Genomic DNA, 18,030 nt, shown 5'->3' with positions numbered 1-18,030 from the left:
GCCCACAGCGGTTGGTAGAGGCTGGACAGGCCGGTCGCCCCTCCTAACACCCGATAACCCATGAACATCAGGTCACCTGAAGACATCGCGACATAACCGTTGAGCTGAAAACCCGGGTCGACCATGATCCGGCCTACACCGGCGTCACCAAAAGTTGTGTCGACCGCACCATCCGCGCTGAAATGGACGGCCAAGCCGCCACAGGTGCTGCGATCACAGACTCGCCCCACCGCCAGCAGGCCACCATTGGGCAGCGTGGTCAAGGCGTGGAGGTCAACGTTGCTGCCCACGTTGGTCCACAGGTTCACCGCCCTGAAACCGGTATCCTGGCTGCCATTGGTCAGCGTGCGTTCCAGGCAAAACCCCGGGCTGGCTGTCGGATCTGCATACCAGGCGTTTTCCGTGCCGCCGGTAACGATTTTGCCGTCCGCCTGAATCAGCAAAACCTGGCCATCAGCAGCGCAACGGGAAGTCAGCGGCTGCCCCTGGTTAAAGCTGCTGTCCACACTGCCGTCCGGCAGATAACGGGTCAGCATGGACCCAAATACCCTCGCCCGGCCGACACTGACCGTGCGCAGCAGCAGAATTTTGCTGTCGTCCTGAACCGCCAGCGCCAAACCACCGGTGCTGGTCGGCGCTTGCACCACACCGGCAGTACCAAAGCTGGCATCGAGTGCGCCTCTGGCGGTGAGCCTGACCACGGCGCTGACCGCCTCTGCCGAGGCACCGCGGTCGTTCATGCACATGCCTGCTGACAGGACAAAGTCAGTGATCAGGCAAGGCTCTATCGCCTTGACGGCCAGCAGGATTTTTCCGTCGGCCTGCAGTTTGACATCGGCCACCGTATCACTGCCCTTGACGTTGAAACGGACCTCGCCGCCCGTGCCAAAAGTGGTATCGACCGAACCATCGCCATGGAAGCGACGCACCAGCACCTGCTGGGCCGCATACCCGCCATAGATGCTGGGAGGCAGCGGCGCTGTTTGTCGCCAGCCAGCCACAATCAACTTGCCATCCGCCTGCAAAACGGCGGAACGCACATCACCTTGCGAAGCTTCCAACACAAAACTCGTCAGCCCCTGCTGGCCATAAGTCGTGTCTGGGGTGATCTGGATGCCGGGCGCAACCGAACCGCTACCCCCACCACCACAACCGCTGAGACTCAGCCACCCGATACTGGTCAGCAAAACTAGTCGAACCAGCTGGGAACAGGTTTTAAGGAACATGTTGCACATATGAAATTCCTCCTGGTGTGTCGTCCAGTCATTTTGCAGTCTTTTCCTGCTTTATTTCACCCTTCCAAGGTGGGGTTTTCGCCTTCCTTGCTTTCTTCCCGTGCTGCCACCGCTCCATCAACTGGCTGGTGGCTTTATCCGTGGACAAGACAAACAAAAAAAGGGCCCGAAGGCCCTTTGTGGGGGAATGACACGCTGAACCGTGTCGAAATCACACCGCGCCAGCAGCGGTGCCCGTAGTACCTGTTGTGCCTGCAGTGTCAGTGGTTGTTGGAGCCGTCGGTGCAGCACCTGCACCGGTAGACGGCGCGGTGCCAGTGGCTGGCGCTGCGCCGCCAGCGGGAGCGGCCGCGCGGTGATCATCGTGCTTGTTCGCTTTGGAAGCATGACTCTCTGTATGCCCGTTCGAAGCAGAACCCGTCGCTCCGGTGGTGCCTGCAGCACCAGTAGCACCAGTAGCACCAGTAGCACCTGCAGCACCAGTAGCACCTGCAGCACCTGCAGCGCCTTTGGTACCTGTAGAGCCTTTAGCGCCATCATGGCCACTGCTGCCATGGCTACCACTGCCGCCATTGCCGCTGTTGCCGTGGCTGCTGCTACCGTGGCTGCCACCATGTCCACCGCCCTTGCCACCACCGTCTTTGGCGAATGCCGCCAGGGGGTTGGCCAAAAACAAGGAAGCGACCAAAGAAGCCAGAGCGATGTGCTTGAAGTGTTGCATGAAAAATCTCCTGAAATGTGACGTTTGAAAGGGCTTATGTATGACTCGGTTTCACACATGGCTGTAGTTTATTCGGGAAATTTTCCCGAAAACTATGATTTCATGTAACAAATGATTTCAAACGACCCGCATTAAGCAACTGTTAAGCAGCCACCTTTTTCCTCACGGAATCACCGTCCAGCCCAGCACGGGGTGGCCCGCCACCGCTCATGACACGGCCAGGCTGTTGTTGGTCAGGCTCGTGACCAGATCAGCGGCGAACCTGGACAACGGTGCCAGTTTTCGAACGCAGACCTTCAAGTCGCGCTGAGCCCAAGACTCTTCCAGCTCAACCATGGTCAGATGGATACCGGGGGTGCCTTCTGCGACGGCGCTGCGTGGTACCAATCCGATACCAACACCTGCACTGACCATGCGGCAAACCGCCTCAAAACTACGCACCTGGATCCGTACTTCAAGATGCCGGCCCAGCGTGGCCGCCGCATTCATTGTGAAGGTATGAATGGCCGAGCCGGAATGCAGCATCACAAAAGGGTGGTCCAGCACATCGACAAATGACGTGCTGACCCGTTTGGCCAGCGGATGATCCGGGGGCGTAATCAACACCAAGCGGTCCGCACGGTAGGGCATGAGTTCCACTTCAGCACCTTCCACCGACTCCGCCACCACACCAACCTCGATCTCACCGCGCGCCACTGCCAGGACCACTTCTGGGCTGGTGTGTTCTTCCAGCGTGATACTGACTTGTGGATGCTGCTTCAAAAAAGCCGAGAGGCTGTCTGGCAGAAAAGTATGTGTGGCATGTGTGTTGGCCCACAGACTGACATGGCCGCGCACCCCTTTGGCGTAAGGCGTGAGATCAGCATGCATCTGTTCGAGTTGGGCAAACACCTGGCGCGAGTGGCGCAACAAGGCATCACCGGCGCGTGTCAGCTGTACCCCGCGCGGCTCACGAACCAGCAGCGGCGTGCCCATGGAGGCCTCCAGCAAACGCATGCGATGGCTGGCCGAAGACGGCGCCAAATGCACCCGTTCGGCCCCACGGGTCAGATTCTTGGCCTCGGCAATCGCCACAAAAAGCCGCAAGTCAGTCAGGTCATATGGCATAGCGTTTGTTAAATCCGAACGATCAATTGCAAAAAAGCCAATTTTCCTCGGGTTTTTATCGTGCCATCATTCGACATACAACAACTCTATGGAATTGAAGCTGTTATGCCGTGGAAAATTTGGTCAGCCGAACGGTCAGGGGTCGCGCTGGCCATCCTGGCCGCATTCGGTTTTTCTTTCAAGGCGATTTTTGTCAAATTGGCCTACGCCGCAGCACCTGTCGATGCCGTCACCCTGCTGACACTGCGCATGACGTTTGCACTGCCTATCGTTCTTTGGGTCGGCCTGTACATGGGCCGATCCGCGCCATCACTCACCCGCAAAGACTGGGGACTGCTGGTTCTGCTCGGCCTGCTGGGTTACTACGGGGCCAGCATTCTTGACTTCGTGGGGTTGAAGTACATCTCAGCCGCGCTGGAGCGTCTGATTCTGTTCACCTACCCGACCATGACTGTACTGATCGGTGTGCTGGTCATGGGCAAAAAATGGGAGAAACGCCAACTCGGCGCGCTGCTGCTTTCCTACGCAGGCATTGGTCTGGCGTTTGCACACGACCTGGGGGTGGCGGGTGACGTGAACGCCGTCCTGATCGGCGCGGCCTTCGTCTTCGGCTCGGCCCTGTCCTACGCGATGTACAGCGCGGGCGTTGAGGTTGCGGTTCACCGCCTGGGGGCCATCCGTTTTGCCGCGTTAGCCATCATCGTCTCCACCATCGCCACGCAGATTCACTTTGTGCTCACTCAGCCCATATCTGCCCTGGTTCAACCGCTGCCGGTCTACCTGTATGGCGCTGCCATGGCCATTTTTTCAACGGTATTGCCGGTGTTCTGGCAGTCTGCCTCCGTGCGCCGCATCGGCTCGGCACGTGCCGTCCTGATTGGCACCCTGGGGCCGGTACTGACCATTTTCTTTGGCTGGCTGCTGCTGTCGGAGCCGGTTTCCTTGCCCCAATTGCTGGGGGCCGGTCTGGTCCTGGCTGGTGTGATGCTGGTCAGCCGACGCGCCGGAGCGGCCCATCGGCCAGTCAATCCACCAGCCTTCTCCACTGAAGCCCGCCCGCCTCAGGCGTAGCGCCCAGCCATCACGTCCAGAGGCACCGGCTTGATTTTTGACCCCATACCGGCGCAGCCAAAGGCTTCAAAGCGCAGCTGGCAGATGCCCATGGCGGCCTTGCGGGCGGCGATGAGGGCCTTGCGCGGGTCAAATTCGCTCGGGTTCTGGGCAAAACTCTGGCGCATGGCGCCGGTCATGGCCAGGCGGATGTCGGTGTCGATGTTGACCTTGCGCACCCCATTCTGGATGCCGCGCTGGATTTCTTCCACCGGCACGCCGTAGGTTTCTTTCAGGTCACCACCGTATTGGCGGATGATCGCCAGCCACTCTTGCGGCACGGAGCTGGAGCCGTGCATCACCAGGTGGGTGTTGGGGATTTGGGCGTGGATTTGCGCAATGCGGTCAATCGCCAGGATGTCGCCGGTGGGCTTGCGGGTGAACTTGTACGCGCCGTGGCTGGTGCCAATGGCAATGGCCAGTGCGTCAACGCCAGTTTTTTCGACAAAGTCTTTGGCCTGCACCGGGTCGGTCAACATCTGGTCGTGGCTGAGCTTGCCCTCAGCCCCGACGCCGTCTTCTTCACCGGCTTCACCGGTTTCCAGGCTGCCCAGGCAACCCAGTTCACCTTCCACCGACACACCGACGGCATGGGCCATCTCGCAGACGCGGCGGGTCACGTCAACGTTGTACGCGTAGCTGGCCGGCGTCTTGGCATCGGCCAGCAGCGAGCCGTCCATCATCACACTGGTGAAGCCGGAGCGAATCGACTGCTGGCACACGGCCGGCGTTGCGCCATGGTCCTGATGCAGCACCACCGGAATGTCGGGGTGGCTCTCTACCGCCGCCAGCACCATGTGGCGCAGGTAGGCTTCACCGGCGTATTTGCGCGCACCGGCGCTGGCTTGCAGGATCACCGGACTGTCAGTGGCCTGCGCGGCTTCCATGATGGCCTGGATTTGCTCCAGGTTGTTGACGTTGAAGGCAGGCACCCCATAGCCATTTTCAGCCGCGTGGTCGAGCATTTGACGAAGGGAAACAAAGGCCATGGTGATCTCCTGGTGGTTTTAAGAAAAAAAGGGCTCCAGCCCACGCAGAATATGCGTGAGTAGCTATGAATTTGATATCAAAAAGTGAGGCGGCGCTGCAGGTCACCCTGCATAAGCCCCCGACCTATCCCGCGGCGCGTTTTTGCAAAATTTCAAACGCCGGCAGGGTCTTGCCTTCGAGCACTTCCAGGAAAGCGCCGCCGCCGGTGGAGATGTAGCCAATGTCTTTCTCGATGCCGTACTTGGCAATCGCGGCCAAGGTGTCGCCACCACCGGCAATGCTGAACGCGCTGGACTCGGCAATCGCCTGGGCCACGGTTTTGGTGCCGTTCTCGAACGCGGCAAACTCGAACACACCAACCGGACCGTTCCAGACAATGGTGCCCGCCGCCTTGAGCTGGGCGGCGAGCTTGGCGGCGGTTTGCGGGCCGATGTCCAGAATCATGTCGTCGTCGGCCACCTCGGTGGCGGCCTTGACAGTGGCCACGGCATCGGCGGCAAAGGTTTTGGCACAGACCACGTCGGTCGGAATCGGCACCTCGGCCCCACGCGCTTTCATGGCGGCAATCACCGCCGTGGCCTCACCCAGCAAATCGGGCTCGGCCAGACTCTTGCCAATCTTCAAACCAGCGGCCAGCATGAAGGTGTTGGCGATGCCGCCGCCGACGATCAGGCCATCCACGTTTTTCGCCAGGGCCTGCAAAATGGTAAGTTTGGTCGACACCTTGCTGCCCGCCACAATCGCCAGCAGCGGGCGTTTCGGGTTGGCCAGGGCTTGATTGATGGCGTCAATTTCGGCCGCCAGCAAGGGGCCGGCGCAGGCGATGGGGGCGTACTGGGCAATGCCGTAGGTGGTGCCTTCAGCGCGGTGGGCGGTGCCAAAGGCATCGTGCACAAACACGTCGCACAGGGCGGCGAGTTTTCTGGCCAGCTCCTCCTTGTTCTTTTTCTCGCCAACGTTGACGCGGCAGTTTTCCAGCATCACCAGTTGGCCGGGCTGCACGTCCACACCGTCCACCCAGTTGGCCAGCACCGGCACCTCGCGGCCCAGCAGCTCACCCAGGCGCTTGGCCACCGGGGCCAGCGAGTCCGCCGGGGTCAGCGTGCCTTCGGTCGGTCGGCCCAGGTGGCTGGTGACCATGACGGCGGCACCAGCGGCCAGCGCCATCTGGATGCAGGGCACGCTGGCGCGGATGCGGGTGTCTTCGGTGATGTGGCCGGCGTCATCCTGCGGCACGTTGAGGTCGGCACGGATAAACACCCGTTTACCGGCGGCAGCGCCACTGGCAATCACATCGGCAAAACGCAATACTTTCATCTTCAAGCTCCTTGGTACAAAGCGGCCACGCGGGCCATCTCCAGACATTTGTTCGAGTAACCCCACTCATTGTCGTACCAGCTCACCACCTTGACAAAAGTGCCGTCCAGCGCCAAACCGGCCTCAGCGTCAAAAACCGATGTACAAGGCTCGCCGCGGAAGTCAGTGGACACCACCTTGTGGTCGGTGTAGCCCAGCACGCCTTTCAAAGCGCCCAGGCTCTGGGCTTTCATTTCGGCACAAATCTCGGCATAGGTCGCGGCGTTGTTCAGCTCCACCGTCAGGTCCACCACCGACACGTCGCTGGTAGGCACCCGAAACGCCATGCCGGTGAGCTTTTTGTTGAGCGCGGGAATCACCACGCCCACTGCCTTGGCCGCGCCGGTGCTGCTGGGGATGATGTTTTCCAGAATGCCGCGGCCGCCGCGCCAGTCCTTGTTGCTCGGGCCGTCCACGGTTTTCTGGGTGGCGGTGGCGGCATGCACGGTCGTCATCAGGCCGCGCTTGATGCCCCATTTGTCGTTGAGCACCTTGGCCACCGGCGCCAGGCAGTTGGTGGTGCAGCTGGCATTGCTCAGAATGGCCTGGCCGGCGTAACTGGTGTGGTTGACGCCGTAAACAAACATCGGCGTGTCGTCTTTGCTGGGGGCCGACAGCAGCACCTTGCGGGCGCCAGCGTCCAGGTGGCTTTGCGCCGTGACTTTGTCCAGGAACAGGCCGGTGGATTCGATCACCACGTCAGCGCCGACCTCGGCCCATTTCAGCTTGGCCGGGTCGCGCTCTTGTGTCAGGCGAATACGTTTGCCATTCACCACCAGCGTGCCGCCGTCGACCGACACCTCACCCTTGAAGCGGCCATGCACGCTGTCATAACGCAGCATGTAGGCCAGGTAGTCGGGCTCCAGCAAGTCGTTGATACCAACAATTTCCAGATCATCAAAGTTTTGCACGGCGGCGCGAAACACCATGCGGCCGATGCGGCCAAAGCCATTGATCCCCAGTTTGATCGTCATGTTCTCTCCAAAAAAATAAGTATGAAATTGACCTCTAGCCCACGTATTTAAATACTATGAAGCTATAAATTAAGTAGCATCGAAAAATCCTGGATCACCCGGTCAGGGCCGCTGGCCTCGATCGGCTGGCCCATGTTGTAGCCATAAGGCAGCACCCACACCGTCAGACCGGCGGCGCGCGCGGTGGCCACGTCAATGCTGGAGTCGCCCACCAGCAGCGCCCGTGCCGGGGCCACGCCAAACTGCGTCAGACAATGGTGCGCGCCCGTGGGGTCGGGCTTTTTGACGGCAAAGGTGTCGCCAGATATCACCGCGTCAAACAGCGTGGTGAGCTGATGGGCGTCCAGCACCAGCTGGGTGTAGCAGGTTTCCTTGTTGGTCAGCACCGCCAGCTTGACCCCCTGGGCACGCAGGGCCTTGAGTGTCTCGCGCACCTGCGGGTACAGGTGGCTGCGGGTGCCGCAGCGCCGGTTGTAGGTGCTGTTGTACACCGGCACCATCTGGCGCAGCAGCTCGCTGCCGCGCGCCTGCGCCTCGTCATGCCGACTCACCTGCGCCAGCGCCTTGGCCAGCAACGCCAGCGTGCCGTGGCCAATCCAGTCATTCACCTGCGGTTGCGTGACGGCGGGCAGGCCGAAACGGTGCAGGGTGTCGTTGACCGCGTCCATGATTTCGGGCGCCGTCTCCACCAGCGTGCCATCCAGGTCGAACAAAACCAGGTCAAACGGATACATGCGCGTGCCCAGGCCTAGTTGATCGACGGCACCACGGTGTCAGGCAGCGGCTCGGCACGGCGGTGGGCGGCACGGTGCGCCAGCGTTTTCACCGCTGCCACCACCCGCTCGGCCGTGATGCCGAAGTGGGCGTACAGCTGGGGCGCCGGCGCCGACTCCCCAAACGTGGCGATCCCCACCACCACCCCGGTGCGGCCGACGTATTTGCGCCAGAAGTCCGGGTGCGCGGCTTCAATCGCCACGGTGGGCAGGGCCAGCGGCAACACCAGTTCCTGATAGGCCTCGGTCTGGCGGTCAAACACATTGGTGCACGGCATGGACACCACCCGCGTGGCGATACCCTGGGCCGCCAGTTCGGCCTGGGCTTTCATCGCCAGCTCCAGCTCGCTGCCGGTGGTCACAATCACGGCCTGCGCGCCGTCCATGTCGGACAGCACATAACCGCCCTTGCGGATGCGCGCCACCATGCCGGCATCGGTCAGGCGCGGCAGGTTCTGGCGCGACAGGCACAGGGCGCTGGGGCCATCCTGGCGCTGTACCGCGCAGGCCCAGGCCACGGCGGTTTCCAGCCCATCCGCCGGGCGCCAGACGTCCAGGTTCGGAATGAGGCGCAGCGAAGGGATGTGCTCCACACTCTGGTGGGTCGGGCCGTCTTCACCCAGGCCAATGCTGTCATGGGTGAAGACGTGGATGACACGGGTTTTCATCAGCGCAGCCATGCGGATGGCGTTGCGGCTGTAGTCGCTGAAGGTCAGGAAGGTGCCGCCATAAGGGATGTAGCCGCCATGCAGCGCCATGCCGTTCATGATGGCAGCCATGCCGAATTCACGCACGCCGTAGCTCAGGTGGTTGCCCCAGGTGTCGCGCCCGGCGCGCACGCAGCCCTTGAAGTTGGTGAGGTTGGAGCCGGTCAGGTCGGCGCTGCCGCCAAACAACTCGGGCAACAGCGGCGCCAGCGCGTCCAGCGCGTTCTGGCTGGCCTTGCGCGTGGCCACCGCCGCCGGTTGCGCGGCCAAGTCGGCCAGCAGCTCGGGCAGCCGGTCGGCCAATGCGCCGGGCAGGTCGCCAGCCATGCGCCGCTCCAACTCGGCGGCCTGCGCCGGGTCAACGCTGCGGTAGGCTTCCAAACGCTCACGCCAGGCGCGCTCGGCCATCACCCCGCGCGCCACGGCATTCCAGGCGGTGGCAATCTCGGGCGGCACCTCAAATGGCGCCGCCGTCCAGCCCAGCGCCTGGCGGGTGGCGGCCACTTCAGCCGCGCCCAGCGCCGCGCCGTGCACATCGTGGCTGCCGGCCTTGTTGGGAGAGCCCATGCCAATCACGGTCTTGCAGCAGATCAGCGTGGGTTTGCCGTCGGGCAAGGTTGCCTGGGCCTTGGCGGCGCACACGGCCGCGTCGATCGCCGCCGGGTTGTGGCCGTCCACGCCGGCGATCACGTTCCAGCCATAGGCGTCAAAACGTTTGGGCGTGTCGTCGGTGAACCAGCCCTCGACATGGCCGTCGATGGAAATGCCGTTGTCGTCATAAAACGCCACCAGCTTGGACAGGCGCAGGGTGCCGGCCAGGGCGCAGGCTTCGTGGCTGATGCCTTCCATGACGCAGCCGTCGCCCATAAAAACGTAGGTGAAGTGGTCCACCACGGTGTGGCCGGGCCGGTTGAACTCCTGCGCCAGCAGTTTTTCAGCCAGCGCCATGCCCACGGCGTTGCTGATGCCCTGCCCGAGCGGACCGGTGGTGGTTTCCACACCGGGGGTGACGCCAAACTCCGGGTGACCGGCGGTCTTGCTGTGCAACTGGCGGAAGTTTTGCAGCTCGCTCATCGGCAGGTCGTAGCCAGTGAGGTGCAGCAAGGCATAAATCAGCATCGAGCCGTGGCCGTTGGAGAGCACAAAACGGTCGCGGTTGATCCACTGCGGGTTGGTCGGGTTGTGGCTCAGGTGGCGGTTCCACAGCACTTCGGCGATGTCGGCCATGCCCATCGGCGCGCCGGGGTGACCACTTTTGGCTTTTTCGACGGCATCTACCGCCAGCATGCGGATGGCGTTGGCCATCTGTCGGGCCAATTCGGGAGTGGGGTGATTCATTCAATACCTCAAAAAAAATTTGGAACGATGACCGGCCCGGACGCCGCAGAACCGGCTTTGCCGGGCGGCCAGCCGACTCAGGGGACGTTCAAGTCTTTCAGCCGGCTTTCTTCTGCCGCTCCATCATGCGCCAGACAAACGGTGTGAAGATCAGCTGCATGGCCAGTTCCATCTTGCCGCCCGGCACGACGATGGTGTTGGCGCGGCTCATGAAGCTGCCGTCGATCATGCTGCGCAGGTACTGGAAGTCGATGCCCTTGGGGTTGGCGAAACGGATCACCACCATGCTTTCGTCGGCGCTGGGGATGTCGCGCGCGATGAACGGGTTGCTGGTGTCGACCATCGGCACGCGCTGGAAGTTCACATGGGTGTGCATGAACTGCGGGCAGATGTAGTTCACATAGTCGGGCATGCGGCGCAGGATGGTGTCGGTGACCGCCTCGGTGCTGTAGCCGCGCTGTTTTTTGTCGCGGTAGAGCTTCTGGATCCACTCCAGGTTGATGACCGGCACCACGCCGATCAGCAGGTCCGGGTGCTGGGCGATGTTGATCTCGGGGGTGACCACCGCGCCGTGCAGGCCTTCGTAAAACAGCAGGTCGGTGTCGGCGGGCACGTCTTCCCAGGGGGTGAAGGTGCCGGGCTCTTGCTGGTAGGGCGCGGCCTCTTCGCTGTCATGCAGGTACTTGCGGCGCTTGCCGGTGCCGGTTTCGGCGTAATTGCGAAACAACGCTTCAAGTTCGGGAAACAGGTTGTTTTCCGGGCCGAAGTGGCTGAAGTTCTTGTTGCCGGCGGCTTCGGCTTCAGCCGCCTTGAGCTTCATGGCTTTGCGGTCGTAGCGGTGAAAGCTGTCACCTTCGATGATGGCGGCGCGGACTTTTTCACGCCGGAAGATGTTTTCGAAGGTGCGCGTCACCGAGGTGGTGCCGGCGCCGCTGGAGCCGGTGATGGCGATGATCGGGTGGCGAATGGACATGGCGGGTGTCTCCGGAAGTTAAAAAATCTATAAGAAATCAGGCCTTAGCCCGCAAGAAATAAGCGCTTATAGCTCCTTATTTCATAGCAAAAGGGCAAACTCAGTCGCGAAACAGGCTGCGCTCGGCAAACAGCGGGTTGGTCAGTTCTACCGACACCGGCTCGCGGTGATAACGCTCGATGCGCTCGACCTCGTTCTTCGAGCCGAACACAAAACCAATGCGCTGGTGCAGCGAGGTGGGTTGCACGCCCAGCATCGGCACCTCACCGGTGGAGGCCCGGCCACCGGCCTGCTCCATGATCATGCCCACCGGGTTGGCCTCGTACAGCAGACGCAGGCGGCCGGGTTTGGCGGGGTCCTTGGTGTCGCGCGGGTACATGAAGACGCCGCCGCGCATCAGGATGCGGTGCGCCTCGGCCACCATCGAGGCAATCCAGCGCATGTTGAAGTCCTTGCCACGAGCCCCGGTCTTGCCGGCCAGGCATTCGTCCACATAACGTTTGACCGGCGCTTCCCAGAAACGGGCGTTGGAGGCGTTGATGGCAAATTCCTGCGTGTCTTCGGGGATACGCAGCTTGGGGTGGGTCAGCATGAACTCACCCAGGTTGGGGTCCAGCGTGAAGCCGTTGACGCCGTCGCCGACGGTCAGCACCAGCATGGTGGTGGGGCCATAAAGCGCATAACCGGCGGCCAGCTGTCTGGTGCCGGGCTGCAGGAAGTCGGCCTCCACCACGTCACGGCCCGAATCGATCACCTCCTGCGGCGCCCGCAGGATGCTGAAGATGCTGCCCACCGACACGTTCACGTCGATGTTGCTGGAGCCGTCCAGCGGATCGAACACGATCAGGTAGTTGCCGCGCGGGTACTGTGCCGGGATCTGGTAGGGCTGTTCCATCTCTTCCGAGGCCATGCCGGCCAGGTTGCCGGCCCACTCGGTGCGCTGCATGAACACGTCGTTGGACAGCACGTCGAGCTTTTTCTGGGTTTCGCCCTGCACGTTGACCGACCCACCGTCTTCGGCCGCGTGGTTGCCCATGACGCCCGCCAGCTCACCATAGGCCACCGCCTTGGCAATGCCTTTGCAGGCCAGCGCCACGTCCAGGATCAAGGCGTTGAAGTCACCGCTGGCACCGGGGAAACGGCGACGCTCTTCAATCAGGAACTGCGTCAGCGTGGAGCGGTTGGAACGTAGGGTCATGGACATGGCAAAGTCTCCTGGAGTTTTGAATTTCTTGTGCGTCAGCTCGGATGCGCGGCGCGGCGCAGCGCCTGCATCACGCCGCGGTAACCACCGTCGGCATCGGGCGCGCCAAACACGGCGCTGCCGGCGACACAGGTGTCGGCACCGGCTTGGACAATTTCATGGATGTTGTCGGTCTTGACGCCGCCGTCCACTTCGAGCCAGATGTCCTGACCACCGGCGGCTTTGTGGGCATCAATCCTGGCGCGCACCTGGCGCAGTTTGGCCAAGGTGGAGGGAATGAACTTTTGCCCGCCAAAACCGGGGTTGACACTCATCAGCAGCACCATGTCGAGCTTGTCCATCACGTGATCAAGCCATTCCAGCGAGGTGGCGGGGTTGAGCACCAGGCCGGCTTTGCAACCGAGCTCTCGGATCATCGACAGGCTGCGGTCCACGTGTTTGGACGCTTCCGGGTGAAAGGTGATGATGTTGGCGCCGGCCTTGGCAAACAGCGGAATGATGGCGTCCACCGGCTCGACCATCAGGTGCACATCAATCGGGATCGACACATGCGGGCGAATGGCTTCACACACCAGCGGCCCGATGGTCAGGTTCGGCACATAGTGGTTGTCCATCACGTCAAAGTGCACCAGGTCACAGCCGGCGGCCTCGATCGCGCGCACTTCTTCGCCCAGGCGGGCAAAGTCGGCAGACAGGATGCTGGGGGCCAGGCGCAGGGTGTTGTTTGAGCTCATGAATTTGCTTTCTGCAAGAAGTTGGGGAACTCTCAAGGGTAATGCAGTTCAGGCCCGACCCTGCGCATGCCACTGGCGCAATTGCTCCAGCGACACCTGGCTCAAATCGGGCACCACCTTGAGCGCACCGGTGAAATCATGGTGGGCGGTAAAACCGTTGGGAGTGACGATGGTGGCCAGCCCCGCCGCCGTGGCCGCGCGCAGGCCGTTGCTGGAGTCCTCGAACGCCAGGCAGGCGCCCGCTGGCAGCTGCAGGGCCTGCAGCATCTGCAAATACACCTGCGGATGCGGCTTTTTGATCGGCGCCGTGGACGCGTCGCCAATGGCGGTGAAATTCATGCGCCAGTCGTCGCCGATGGCGTGACGCAGGAGCGCGGCAATATTGACGGGTGAGGTGGTGGTGGCAATGGCCAGTTGCACACCGGCGGCCAGGGCCTCGTCCATCAGCTTGAGCACCCCAGGGCGCAGCGCCACTGCGCCGCTGTTGACGGCACTCTCGTAGGCGGCGGTCTTGAGGTCGTGAATGCGGCCAATACGATCCTGCAGCGCTTGTGCATCCAGCACCTTGACGCCGGGGTTGACCTGGTCCCAGTAATGGCGGATGCGCTCCTTGCCACCCGAAATGGTCAGCAACTCGGTGTACAGCGCCTCACTCCAGACCCAGTCCATGCCCAGTTCGGCAAACGCCTGGTTGAAGGCGGCCAGGTGCACCGCCTCGGTGTCGGCCAGGGTGCCGTCCACATCGAAAATCAGGGCTTGTAGTGCACCGGTGCGCATGGGGATGTCCTCTTGAAAAAAGTCTGTCAAACCGATGATGGGGTCGGCATGGATTTACTTTAGTCGCCTTGACTCATAAACTCCAATCACGTTTTATTCAAAAATCATCAGATATACCTGATGAAATACACCGGAGAAGCCGATGCGCCCTTACACCTTCAAGCAGATCCAAACTTTTTTGGAGGTGGCACGCCAGCGTTCGGTATCCAAAGCGGCCGAACGCCTGTTTGTGACCCAACCGGCGGTGTCGATGCAGATCCGCCAGCTCGAAGACGCCTTTGGCCTGGCACTGGTGGAGCCGCAGGGGCGCAACATCCAGCTCACCGCGGCGGGCGAGGCGTTCTTGACCTACGCCACCAATGCCATGAGCCAGTTCAAGGACCTGGAAGCGCTGATGGCCGAACACGTGGGCCTGAAGCAGGGCCGGATTGACTTGGCCGTGGTCAGCACCGCCAAATACTTCGTGCCGATGCTGCTGGTGCGTTTTGGCAAACTGCTGCCCGGCATTGACGTGCAGCTCAACATCGACAACCGCGAAAACGTGCTGGGCCTGCTGGCACGCAATGAGGCCGACTTGGTGGTCATGGGCCGCACGCCCAGCCACCTGGACTGCGAAGCCACCCCGTTTGCCACCAACCCGCTGGCCATCGTGGCCCCGCCCGACCACCCGCTGGCGCGGCGCAAGCAACTGCCTTTTGCCGCGCTGGCCGAACACGCTTTTGTGGTGCGGGAAGAAGGCTCCGGCACCCGTGCCGCCATGCAGCGCCTGTTTGAGCAGCACCAGACCGCCCTCAAGGTGGTGATGACCATGCCCAGCAACGAGACCATCAAGCAGGCGGTGATGGCCGGCATGGGCCTGAGCTTTTTGTCACTGCGCACGGTGCGCCATGAATTGGCCAGCGGCCACCTGGCGCTGCTGGACGTGCAGGGCCTGCCGCAGATCAACCACTGGTATGTGACCCACCTGAGCAGCAAAAAGCTCTCGCCGGCGGCCAAGGCGTTCAAGACCTTCCTGATCGAACAGGGCGGCGCGCTGATGGATACCTGGAGTTAAGGTGAGTCCGTCGACACCATGAGGCTTTAGCCAGCAAAACTTTTTGGAAACCTAGGGTTTACCCTATACTGCAGTGCAACAAACGTTGTTTTCAAAAGGAACACCCTCATGGCAAACACCACTTTGCACCCTCAAGGTCTGACGCACGACGTTCAAACCGTTTCTTCTGCCCTGCACGATCTGATCCAAGCCACCCATCGACTGCTGCTGGCGCTGTGGGCCGCCTTCACCCGTCACCCCGAGCCCAGCCAGGTTCCAAGCGCCCTGCAGGAAGCCAACCGGCTGCGCGCCTATGCCGACCGGCTCTACAGCAGTGACCCGCGTTACGCCCGGGACCTGTACGCCGCCGCCATTCGCCACGAGCAGCTGGCAGCTGGGCGGGAAACGGCTCGGGATTAACAGGCCAACTCTGGAGCACTCACCATGTCGATGTTGATGTCACTGGGGCGAACCACCGCCCAAATGCTGGCCCTGCCCTTTGATCTGGCCCGCGCCAATTACGCCCGGGCCGTTCAGCTTGGCCTGATTGAACCGTCTTTGCTCAAGTCTGCCCGGTTTGAGCAGGAGCTGGGCACGTTGGAACGGCTGGTCCTGGGGCCATGGGCGCGGCGGGTCTGATGTCCGCGCCCGCCGGCTTCAGCTGCGTAAGCCGTCATGCAACTCGACAAACGCCAGCGTGATCTTGTGGTTGGGGTCCAGGTAAATCATGGGCCGCGACAACTCGTGTGACTCCCGCACCTTGACCGAGGACGGCAGGTAAGGCTGCAGCACCGGCAAACCTTCGTCGATCAGTTCGGCCACCATACGCTGGGGCAGGTTGGCGCGTGGCTGGAACTGGTTCACCACAATGCCGTCCACCTGCAAATCGGGGTTGTGGTCGGCGCGGATTTCCTGCACGTTTTCCAGCAGGGTGTAGAGCGCCTGGCGCGAAAAGCTGTCGCAGTCAAACGGGATCAGGCAACCCGCTGCACCAATCAGCGCAGCGCGGGTAAAGAAGTTCAACGCTGGCGGCGTGTCGATGTAGATGCGGTCATAGGTCTCGGCCAGTTGTTGCAAGGCCTCGCGCAGCTTGTAGATTTTCTGACGCGATTCCAGTTTGACCTGCAACTCGTTGAGTGTCGGGCTCGATGGCATCAGGTCCAGGTTCTCATACGGCGTGGGCACCACAAATTCGGTGGGTGCCACGCTGCGGAAGCTGTAACTCAACGTGTGTTCAAAAAAGCCGGCCACCGTGGGTTGATCGTCGCGGGCGCTGTCGCCCAGCAGGTAATTGGTGGAGTTGCCCTGTGGGTCGAGGTCGATCACCAGTGTGCGCAGACCCTGGCTGGCGCTGATGGCAGCCAGATTACACGTGATGGTGGACTTGCCAACACCCCCTTTTTGGTTGAACACGACGATCGGCATGAAACAGCTCCTTAAACACTGCGGTGAATTCATTGGGGTCTGCGCATTATTGCCTGCAACCTGGCGGGCAGCCGACAGCAGCGCCACTCAATACATCAGAAAAATCTGATTAGATTGGCAATTTATTTGAATTTTCATGATGAATAAGCCTGCCTATAGTTCGACCCATCGCAGCCAGATCACCCCCAACCGGAGATTTCACATGGATCAATCAAACCGTTACGCCGACCTGAGCCTCAAAGAAGAAGACCTGATCGCCGCAGGCCAGCACATTCTGGTGGCCTACAAGATGGCGCCCAAGGCCGGCCTGGGTTATCTGGAGGCAGCCGCGCACTTTGCCGCCGAATCGTCCACTGGCACCAATGTGGAGGTCAGCACCACCGACGATTTCACCCGCGGGGTGGACGCGCTGGTTTACCACATCGATGAAGCCACGGAGGACATGCGGATTGCCTACCCGCTGGACCTGTTTGACCGCAATGTGATCGACGGGCGTTTCATGCTGGTGTCGTTCCTGACGCTGACCATTGGCAACAACCAGGGCATGGGCGACATCAAACACGCCAAGATGATCGACTTTTACATGCCCCCGCGGGTGATCCAGATGTTTGACGGCCCGGCCAAGGACATCTCGGACCTGTGGCGTATCCTGGGACGACCGGTGAAAGATGGTGGCTACATTTCTGGCACCATCATCAAACCCAAGCTGGGCCTGCGCCCTGAACCGTTTGCCCAGGCCGCCTACCAGTTCTGGCTGGGGGGTGATTTCATCAAGAACGATGAGCCGCAAGGCAACCAGGTGTTTGCGCCGATCAAGAAAACCCTGCCGCTGGTCTACGACGCACTCAAGCGGGCGCAGGATGAGACCGGCCAGGCCAAGCTGTTTTCGATGAACATCACCGCCGACGACCACTACGAGATGTGCGCCCGCGCCGACTTTGCCCTGGAGACCTTTGGCACGGACGCCGACAAGCTGGCCTTTTTGGTCGATGGTTTTGTCGGCGGCCCCGGCATGATCACCACGGCACGGCGCCAGTACCCCAACCAATACCTGCACTACCACCGCGCCGGCCACGGCATGGTGACATCCCCTTCCGCCAAGCGGGGTTACACCGCGTTTGTGCTGGCCAAGATGGCGCGCCTGCAAGGGGCCAGTGGCATCCACGTCGGCACCATGGGTTACGGCAAGATGGAAGGTGAAGGTGACGACCGCATCATTGCCTATATGATCGAACGGGACGAGTGCCAGGGCCCAGTGTATTTCCAGAAGTGGTACGGCATGAAGCCCACCACGCCGATCATCTCGGGCGGCATGAATGCGCTGCGCCTGCCGGGTTTCTTCAAGAACCTGGGTCACGGTAACGTGGTCAACACGGCGGGCGGCGGCGCTTACGGCCACCTCGACAGCCCGGCCGCCGGGGCCATTTCCCTGCGCCAATCCTACGAATGCTGGAAAGCCGGCGCCGACCCGATTGAGTGGGCCAAGGAACACCGGGAGTTTGCCCGGGCCTTCGAGTCGTTCCCGAAAGATGCGGACCAGTTGTTCCCGGGCTGGCGCGAAAAGCTAGGCGTG

The 18,030-nt window shown here is 61.6% G+C and carries 18 protein-coding genes; 6 read left to right on the top strand and 12 right to left on the bottom strand.

Going from position 1 to position 18,030, the window contains the following annotated elements; all coding sequences use genetic code 11:
* The coding region (locus PHW99_RS14370; protein ID WP_300178894.1) for a hypothetical protein at positions 1-1,187 on the bottom strand (1,187 nt) is incomplete at its 3' end.
* Positions 1,188-1,788: 601 nt separating this feature from the next.
* On the opposite strand from PHW99_RS14370, the gene PHW99_RS14365 reads away from it, so the two are divergent.
* Positions 1,789-1,977 carry a hypothetical protein gene (locus PHW99_RS14365; protein ID WP_300178891.1) on the top strand — a complete coding sequence of 63 codons (189 nt, stop codon included), beginning with the start codon at positions 1,789-1,791 and terminating at the stop codon, positions 1,975-1,977.
* Positions 1,978-2,163: 186 nt separating this feature from the next.
* Here PHW99_RS14365 and PHW99_RS14360 read toward each other — a convergent pair whose 3' ends face one another.
* Positions 2,164-3,063: a LysR family transcriptional regulator gene (locus tag PHW99_RS14360; protein ID WP_300178888.1), complete on the bottom strand. Its 900-nt coding sequence runs from the start codon at positions 3,061-3,063 to the stop codon at positions 2,164-2,166.
* Between the two features lie 105 nt (positions 3,064-3,168).
* Between PHW99_RS14360 and PHW99_RS14355 the strand changes: the two genes are divergently transcribed.
* Entirely contained in the window at positions 3,169-4,134 is a 966-nt protein-coding gene (locus PHW99_RS14355; protein WP_300178885.1) for a DMT family transporter, read from the top strand.
* On the opposite strand, the gene fba is transcribed toward PHW99_RS14355, so the two are convergent.
* From fba to PHW99_RS14310, 9 genes are all read right to left on the bottom strand, one after another.
* Complete coding sequence (gene fba / locus PHW99_RS14350) at positions 4,125-5,162, bottom strand: class II fructose-bisphosphate aldolase (protein WP_300178882.1); 1,038 nt, start codon at positions 5,160-5,162, stop codon at positions 4,125-4,127. The two genes, PHW99_RS14355 and fba, sit on opposite strands and share 10 nt — an antisense overlap.
* A gap of 124 nt (positions 5,163-5,286) precedes the next feature.
* Positions 5,287-6,480 (bottom strand): phosphoglycerate kinase, encoded by a 1,194-nt coding sequence (locus tag PHW99_RS14345; RefSeq protein WP_300178879.1) that lies wholly within the window; start codon positions 6,478-6,480, stop codon positions 5,287-5,289.
* Positions 6,481-6,482: 2 nt separating this feature from the next.
* Entirely contained in the window at positions 6,483-7,493 is a 1,011-nt protein-coding gene (gap, locus tag PHW99_RS14340; RefSeq protein ID WP_300178876.1) for a type I glyceraldehyde-3-phosphate dehydrogenase, read from the bottom strand.
* Between the two features lie 62 nt (positions 7,494-7,555).
* The gene (locus PHW99_RS14335) at positions 7,556-8,227 is read right to left on the bottom strand and encodes a phosphoglycolate phosphatase (RefSeq protein ID WP_300178874.1); all 672 of its coding nucleotides are present in this window, start codon (positions 8,225-8,227) and stop codon (positions 7,556-7,558) included.
* Between the two features lie 14 nt (positions 8,228-8,241).
* Positions 8,242-10,311 carry a transketolase gene (gene tkt, locus PHW99_RS14330; protein ID WP_300178871.1) on the bottom strand — a complete coding sequence of 690 codons (2,070 nt, stop codon included), beginning with the start codon at positions 10,309-10,311 and terminating at the stop codon, positions 8,242-8,244.
* Between the two features lie 97 nt (positions 10,312-10,408).
* The gene (locus PHW99_RS14325; RefSeq protein ID WP_300178868.1) at positions 10,409-11,284 is read right to left on the bottom strand and encodes a phosphoribulokinase; all 876 of its coding nucleotides are present in this window, start codon (positions 11,282-11,284) and stop codon (positions 10,409-10,411) included.
* A gap of 100 nt (positions 11,285-11,384) precedes the next feature.
* Positions 11,385-12,482, bottom strand: a complete 1,098-nt coding sequence (locus PHW99_RS14320; RefSeq protein ID WP_300178896.1) for a class 1 fructose-bisphosphatase — start codon at positions 12,480-12,482, stop codon at positions 11,385-11,387.
* Positions 12,483-12,523: 41 nt separating this feature from the next.
* Entirely contained in the window at positions 12,524-13,222 is a 699-nt protein-coding gene (gene rpe, locus PHW99_RS14315) for a ribulose-phosphate 3-epimerase (protein ID WP_300178865.1), read from the bottom strand.
* A 48-nt stretch (positions 13,223-13,270) separates the two neighbouring features.
* Positions 13,271-13,999, bottom strand: coding sequence for an HAD-IA family hydrolase (locus tag PHW99_RS14310; protein ID WP_300178862.1), 729 nt, complete (start codon positions 13,997-13,999; stop codon positions 13,271-13,273).
* 142 nt (positions 14,000-14,141) lie between these two features.
* On the opposite strand from PHW99_RS14310, the gene PHW99_RS14305 reads away from it, so the two are divergent.
* The 3 genes from PHW99_RS14305 to PHW99_RS14295 all read left to right on the top strand — a co-directional run bounded on the left by PHW99_RS14305 (position 14,142) and on the right by PHW99_RS14295 (position 15,671).
* A complete protein-coding gene (locus tag PHW99_RS14305) occupies positions 14,142-15,053 on the top strand; it encodes a LysR family transcriptional regulator (RefSeq protein ID WP_300178859.1) in 912 nt (303 codons plus the stop codon).
* Positions 15,054-15,161: 108 nt separating this feature from the next.
* Positions 15,162-15,452, top strand: a complete 291-nt coding sequence (locus PHW99_RS14300; RefSeq protein WP_300178857.1) for a hypothetical protein — start codon at positions 15,162-15,164, stop codon at positions 15,450-15,452.
* Between the two features lie 24 nt (positions 15,453-15,476).
* The gene (locus tag PHW99_RS14295; RefSeq protein ID WP_300178854.1) at positions 15,477-15,671 is read left to right on the top strand and encodes a hypothetical protein; all 195 of its coding nucleotides are present in this window, start codon (positions 15,477-15,479) and stop codon (positions 15,669-15,671) included.
* An 18-nt stretch (positions 15,672-15,689) separates the two neighbouring features.
* Here PHW99_RS14295 and PHW99_RS14290 read toward each other — a convergent pair whose 3' ends face one another.
* Entirely contained in the window at positions 15,690-16,457 is a 768-nt protein-coding gene (locus tag PHW99_RS14290) for a ParA family protein (protein ID WP_300178851.1), read from the bottom strand.
* 202 nt (positions 16,458-16,659) lie between these two features.
* On the opposite strand from PHW99_RS14290, the gene PHW99_RS14285 reads away from it, so the two are divergent.
* On the top strand, positions 16,660-18,030 hold a 1,371-nt coding region (locus PHW99_RS14285; protein ID WP_300178848.1), incomplete at its 3' end, for a ribulose-bisphosphate carboxylase.

The sequence above is a fragment of the Rhodoferax sp. genome (assembly GCF_028689305.1).
GTDB lineage: Bacteria > Pseudomonadota > Gammaproteobacteria > Burkholderiales > Burkholderiaceae_C > Rhodoferax.
This window is presented reverse-complemented; position numbering and strand designations above follow the sequence as displayed.

Excerpts from the sequence above, each read along its gene's own strand:
- PHW99_RS14290 (WP_300178851.1), bottom strand. The coding sequence starts at position 16,457 with ATGCCGATCGTCGTGTTCAACCAAAAAGGGGGTGTTGGCAAGTCCACC.
- PHW99_RS14305 (WP_300178859.1), top strand. The coding sequence starts at position 14,142 with ATGCGCCCTTACACCTTCAAGCAGATCCAAACTTTTTTGGAGGTGGCA.
- PHW99_RS14345 (WP_300178879.1), bottom strand. The coding sequence starts at position 6,480 with ATGAAAGTATTGCGTTTTGCCGATGTGATTGCCAGTGGCGCTGCCGCC.
- rpe (WP_300178865.1), bottom strand. The coding sequence starts at position 13,222 with ATGAGCTCAAACAACACCCTGCGCCTGGCCCCCAGCATCCTGTCTGCC.
- PHW99_RS14335 (WP_300178874.1), bottom strand. The coding sequence starts at position 8,227 with ATGTATCCGTTTGACCTGGTTTTGTTCGACCTGGATGGCACGCTGGTG.
- fba (WP_300178882.1), bottom strand. The coding sequence starts at position 5,162 with ATGGCCTTTGTTTCCCTTCGTCAAATGCTCGACCACGCGGCTGAAAAT.
- tkt (WP_300178871.1), bottom strand. The coding sequence starts at position 10,311 with ATGAATCACCCCACTCCCGAATTGGCCCGACAGATGGCCAACGCCATC.
- PHW99_RS14325 (WP_300178868.1), bottom strand. The coding sequence starts at position 11,284 with ATGTCCATTCGCCACCCGATCATCGCCATCACCGGCTCCAGCGGCGCC.
- PHW99_RS14355 (WP_300178885.1), top strand. The coding sequence starts at position 3,169 with ATGCCGTGGAAAATTTGGTCAGCCGAACGGTCAGGGGTCGCGCTGGCC.
- gap (WP_300178876.1), bottom strand. The coding sequence starts at position 7,493 with ATGACGATCAAACTGGGGATCAATGGCTTTGGCCGCATCGGCCGCATG.
- PHW99_RS14295 (WP_300178854.1), top strand. The coding sequence starts at position 15,477 with ATGTCGATGTTGATGTCACTGGGGCGAACCACCGCCCAAATGCTGGCC.
- PHW99_RS14320 (WP_300178896.1), bottom strand. The coding sequence starts at position 12,482 with ATGACCCTACGTTCCAACCGCTCCACGCTGACGCAGTTCCTGATTGAA.
- PHW99_RS14360 (WP_300178888.1), bottom strand. The coding sequence starts at position 3,063 with ATGCCATATGACCTGACTGACTTGCGGCTTTTTGTGGCGATTGCCGAG.
- PHW99_RS14300 (WP_300178857.1), top strand. The coding sequence starts at position 15,162 with ATGGCAAACACCACTTTGCACCCTCAAGGTCTGACGCACGACGTTCAA.
- PHW99_RS14365 (WP_300178891.1), top strand. The coding sequence starts at position 1,789 with ATGGCTACCACTGCCGCCATTGCCGCTGTTGCCGTGGCTGCTGCTACC.
- PHW99_RS14310 (WP_300178862.1), bottom strand. The coding sequence starts at position 13,999 with ATGCGCACCGGTGCACTACAAGCCCTGATTTTCGATGTGGACGGCACC.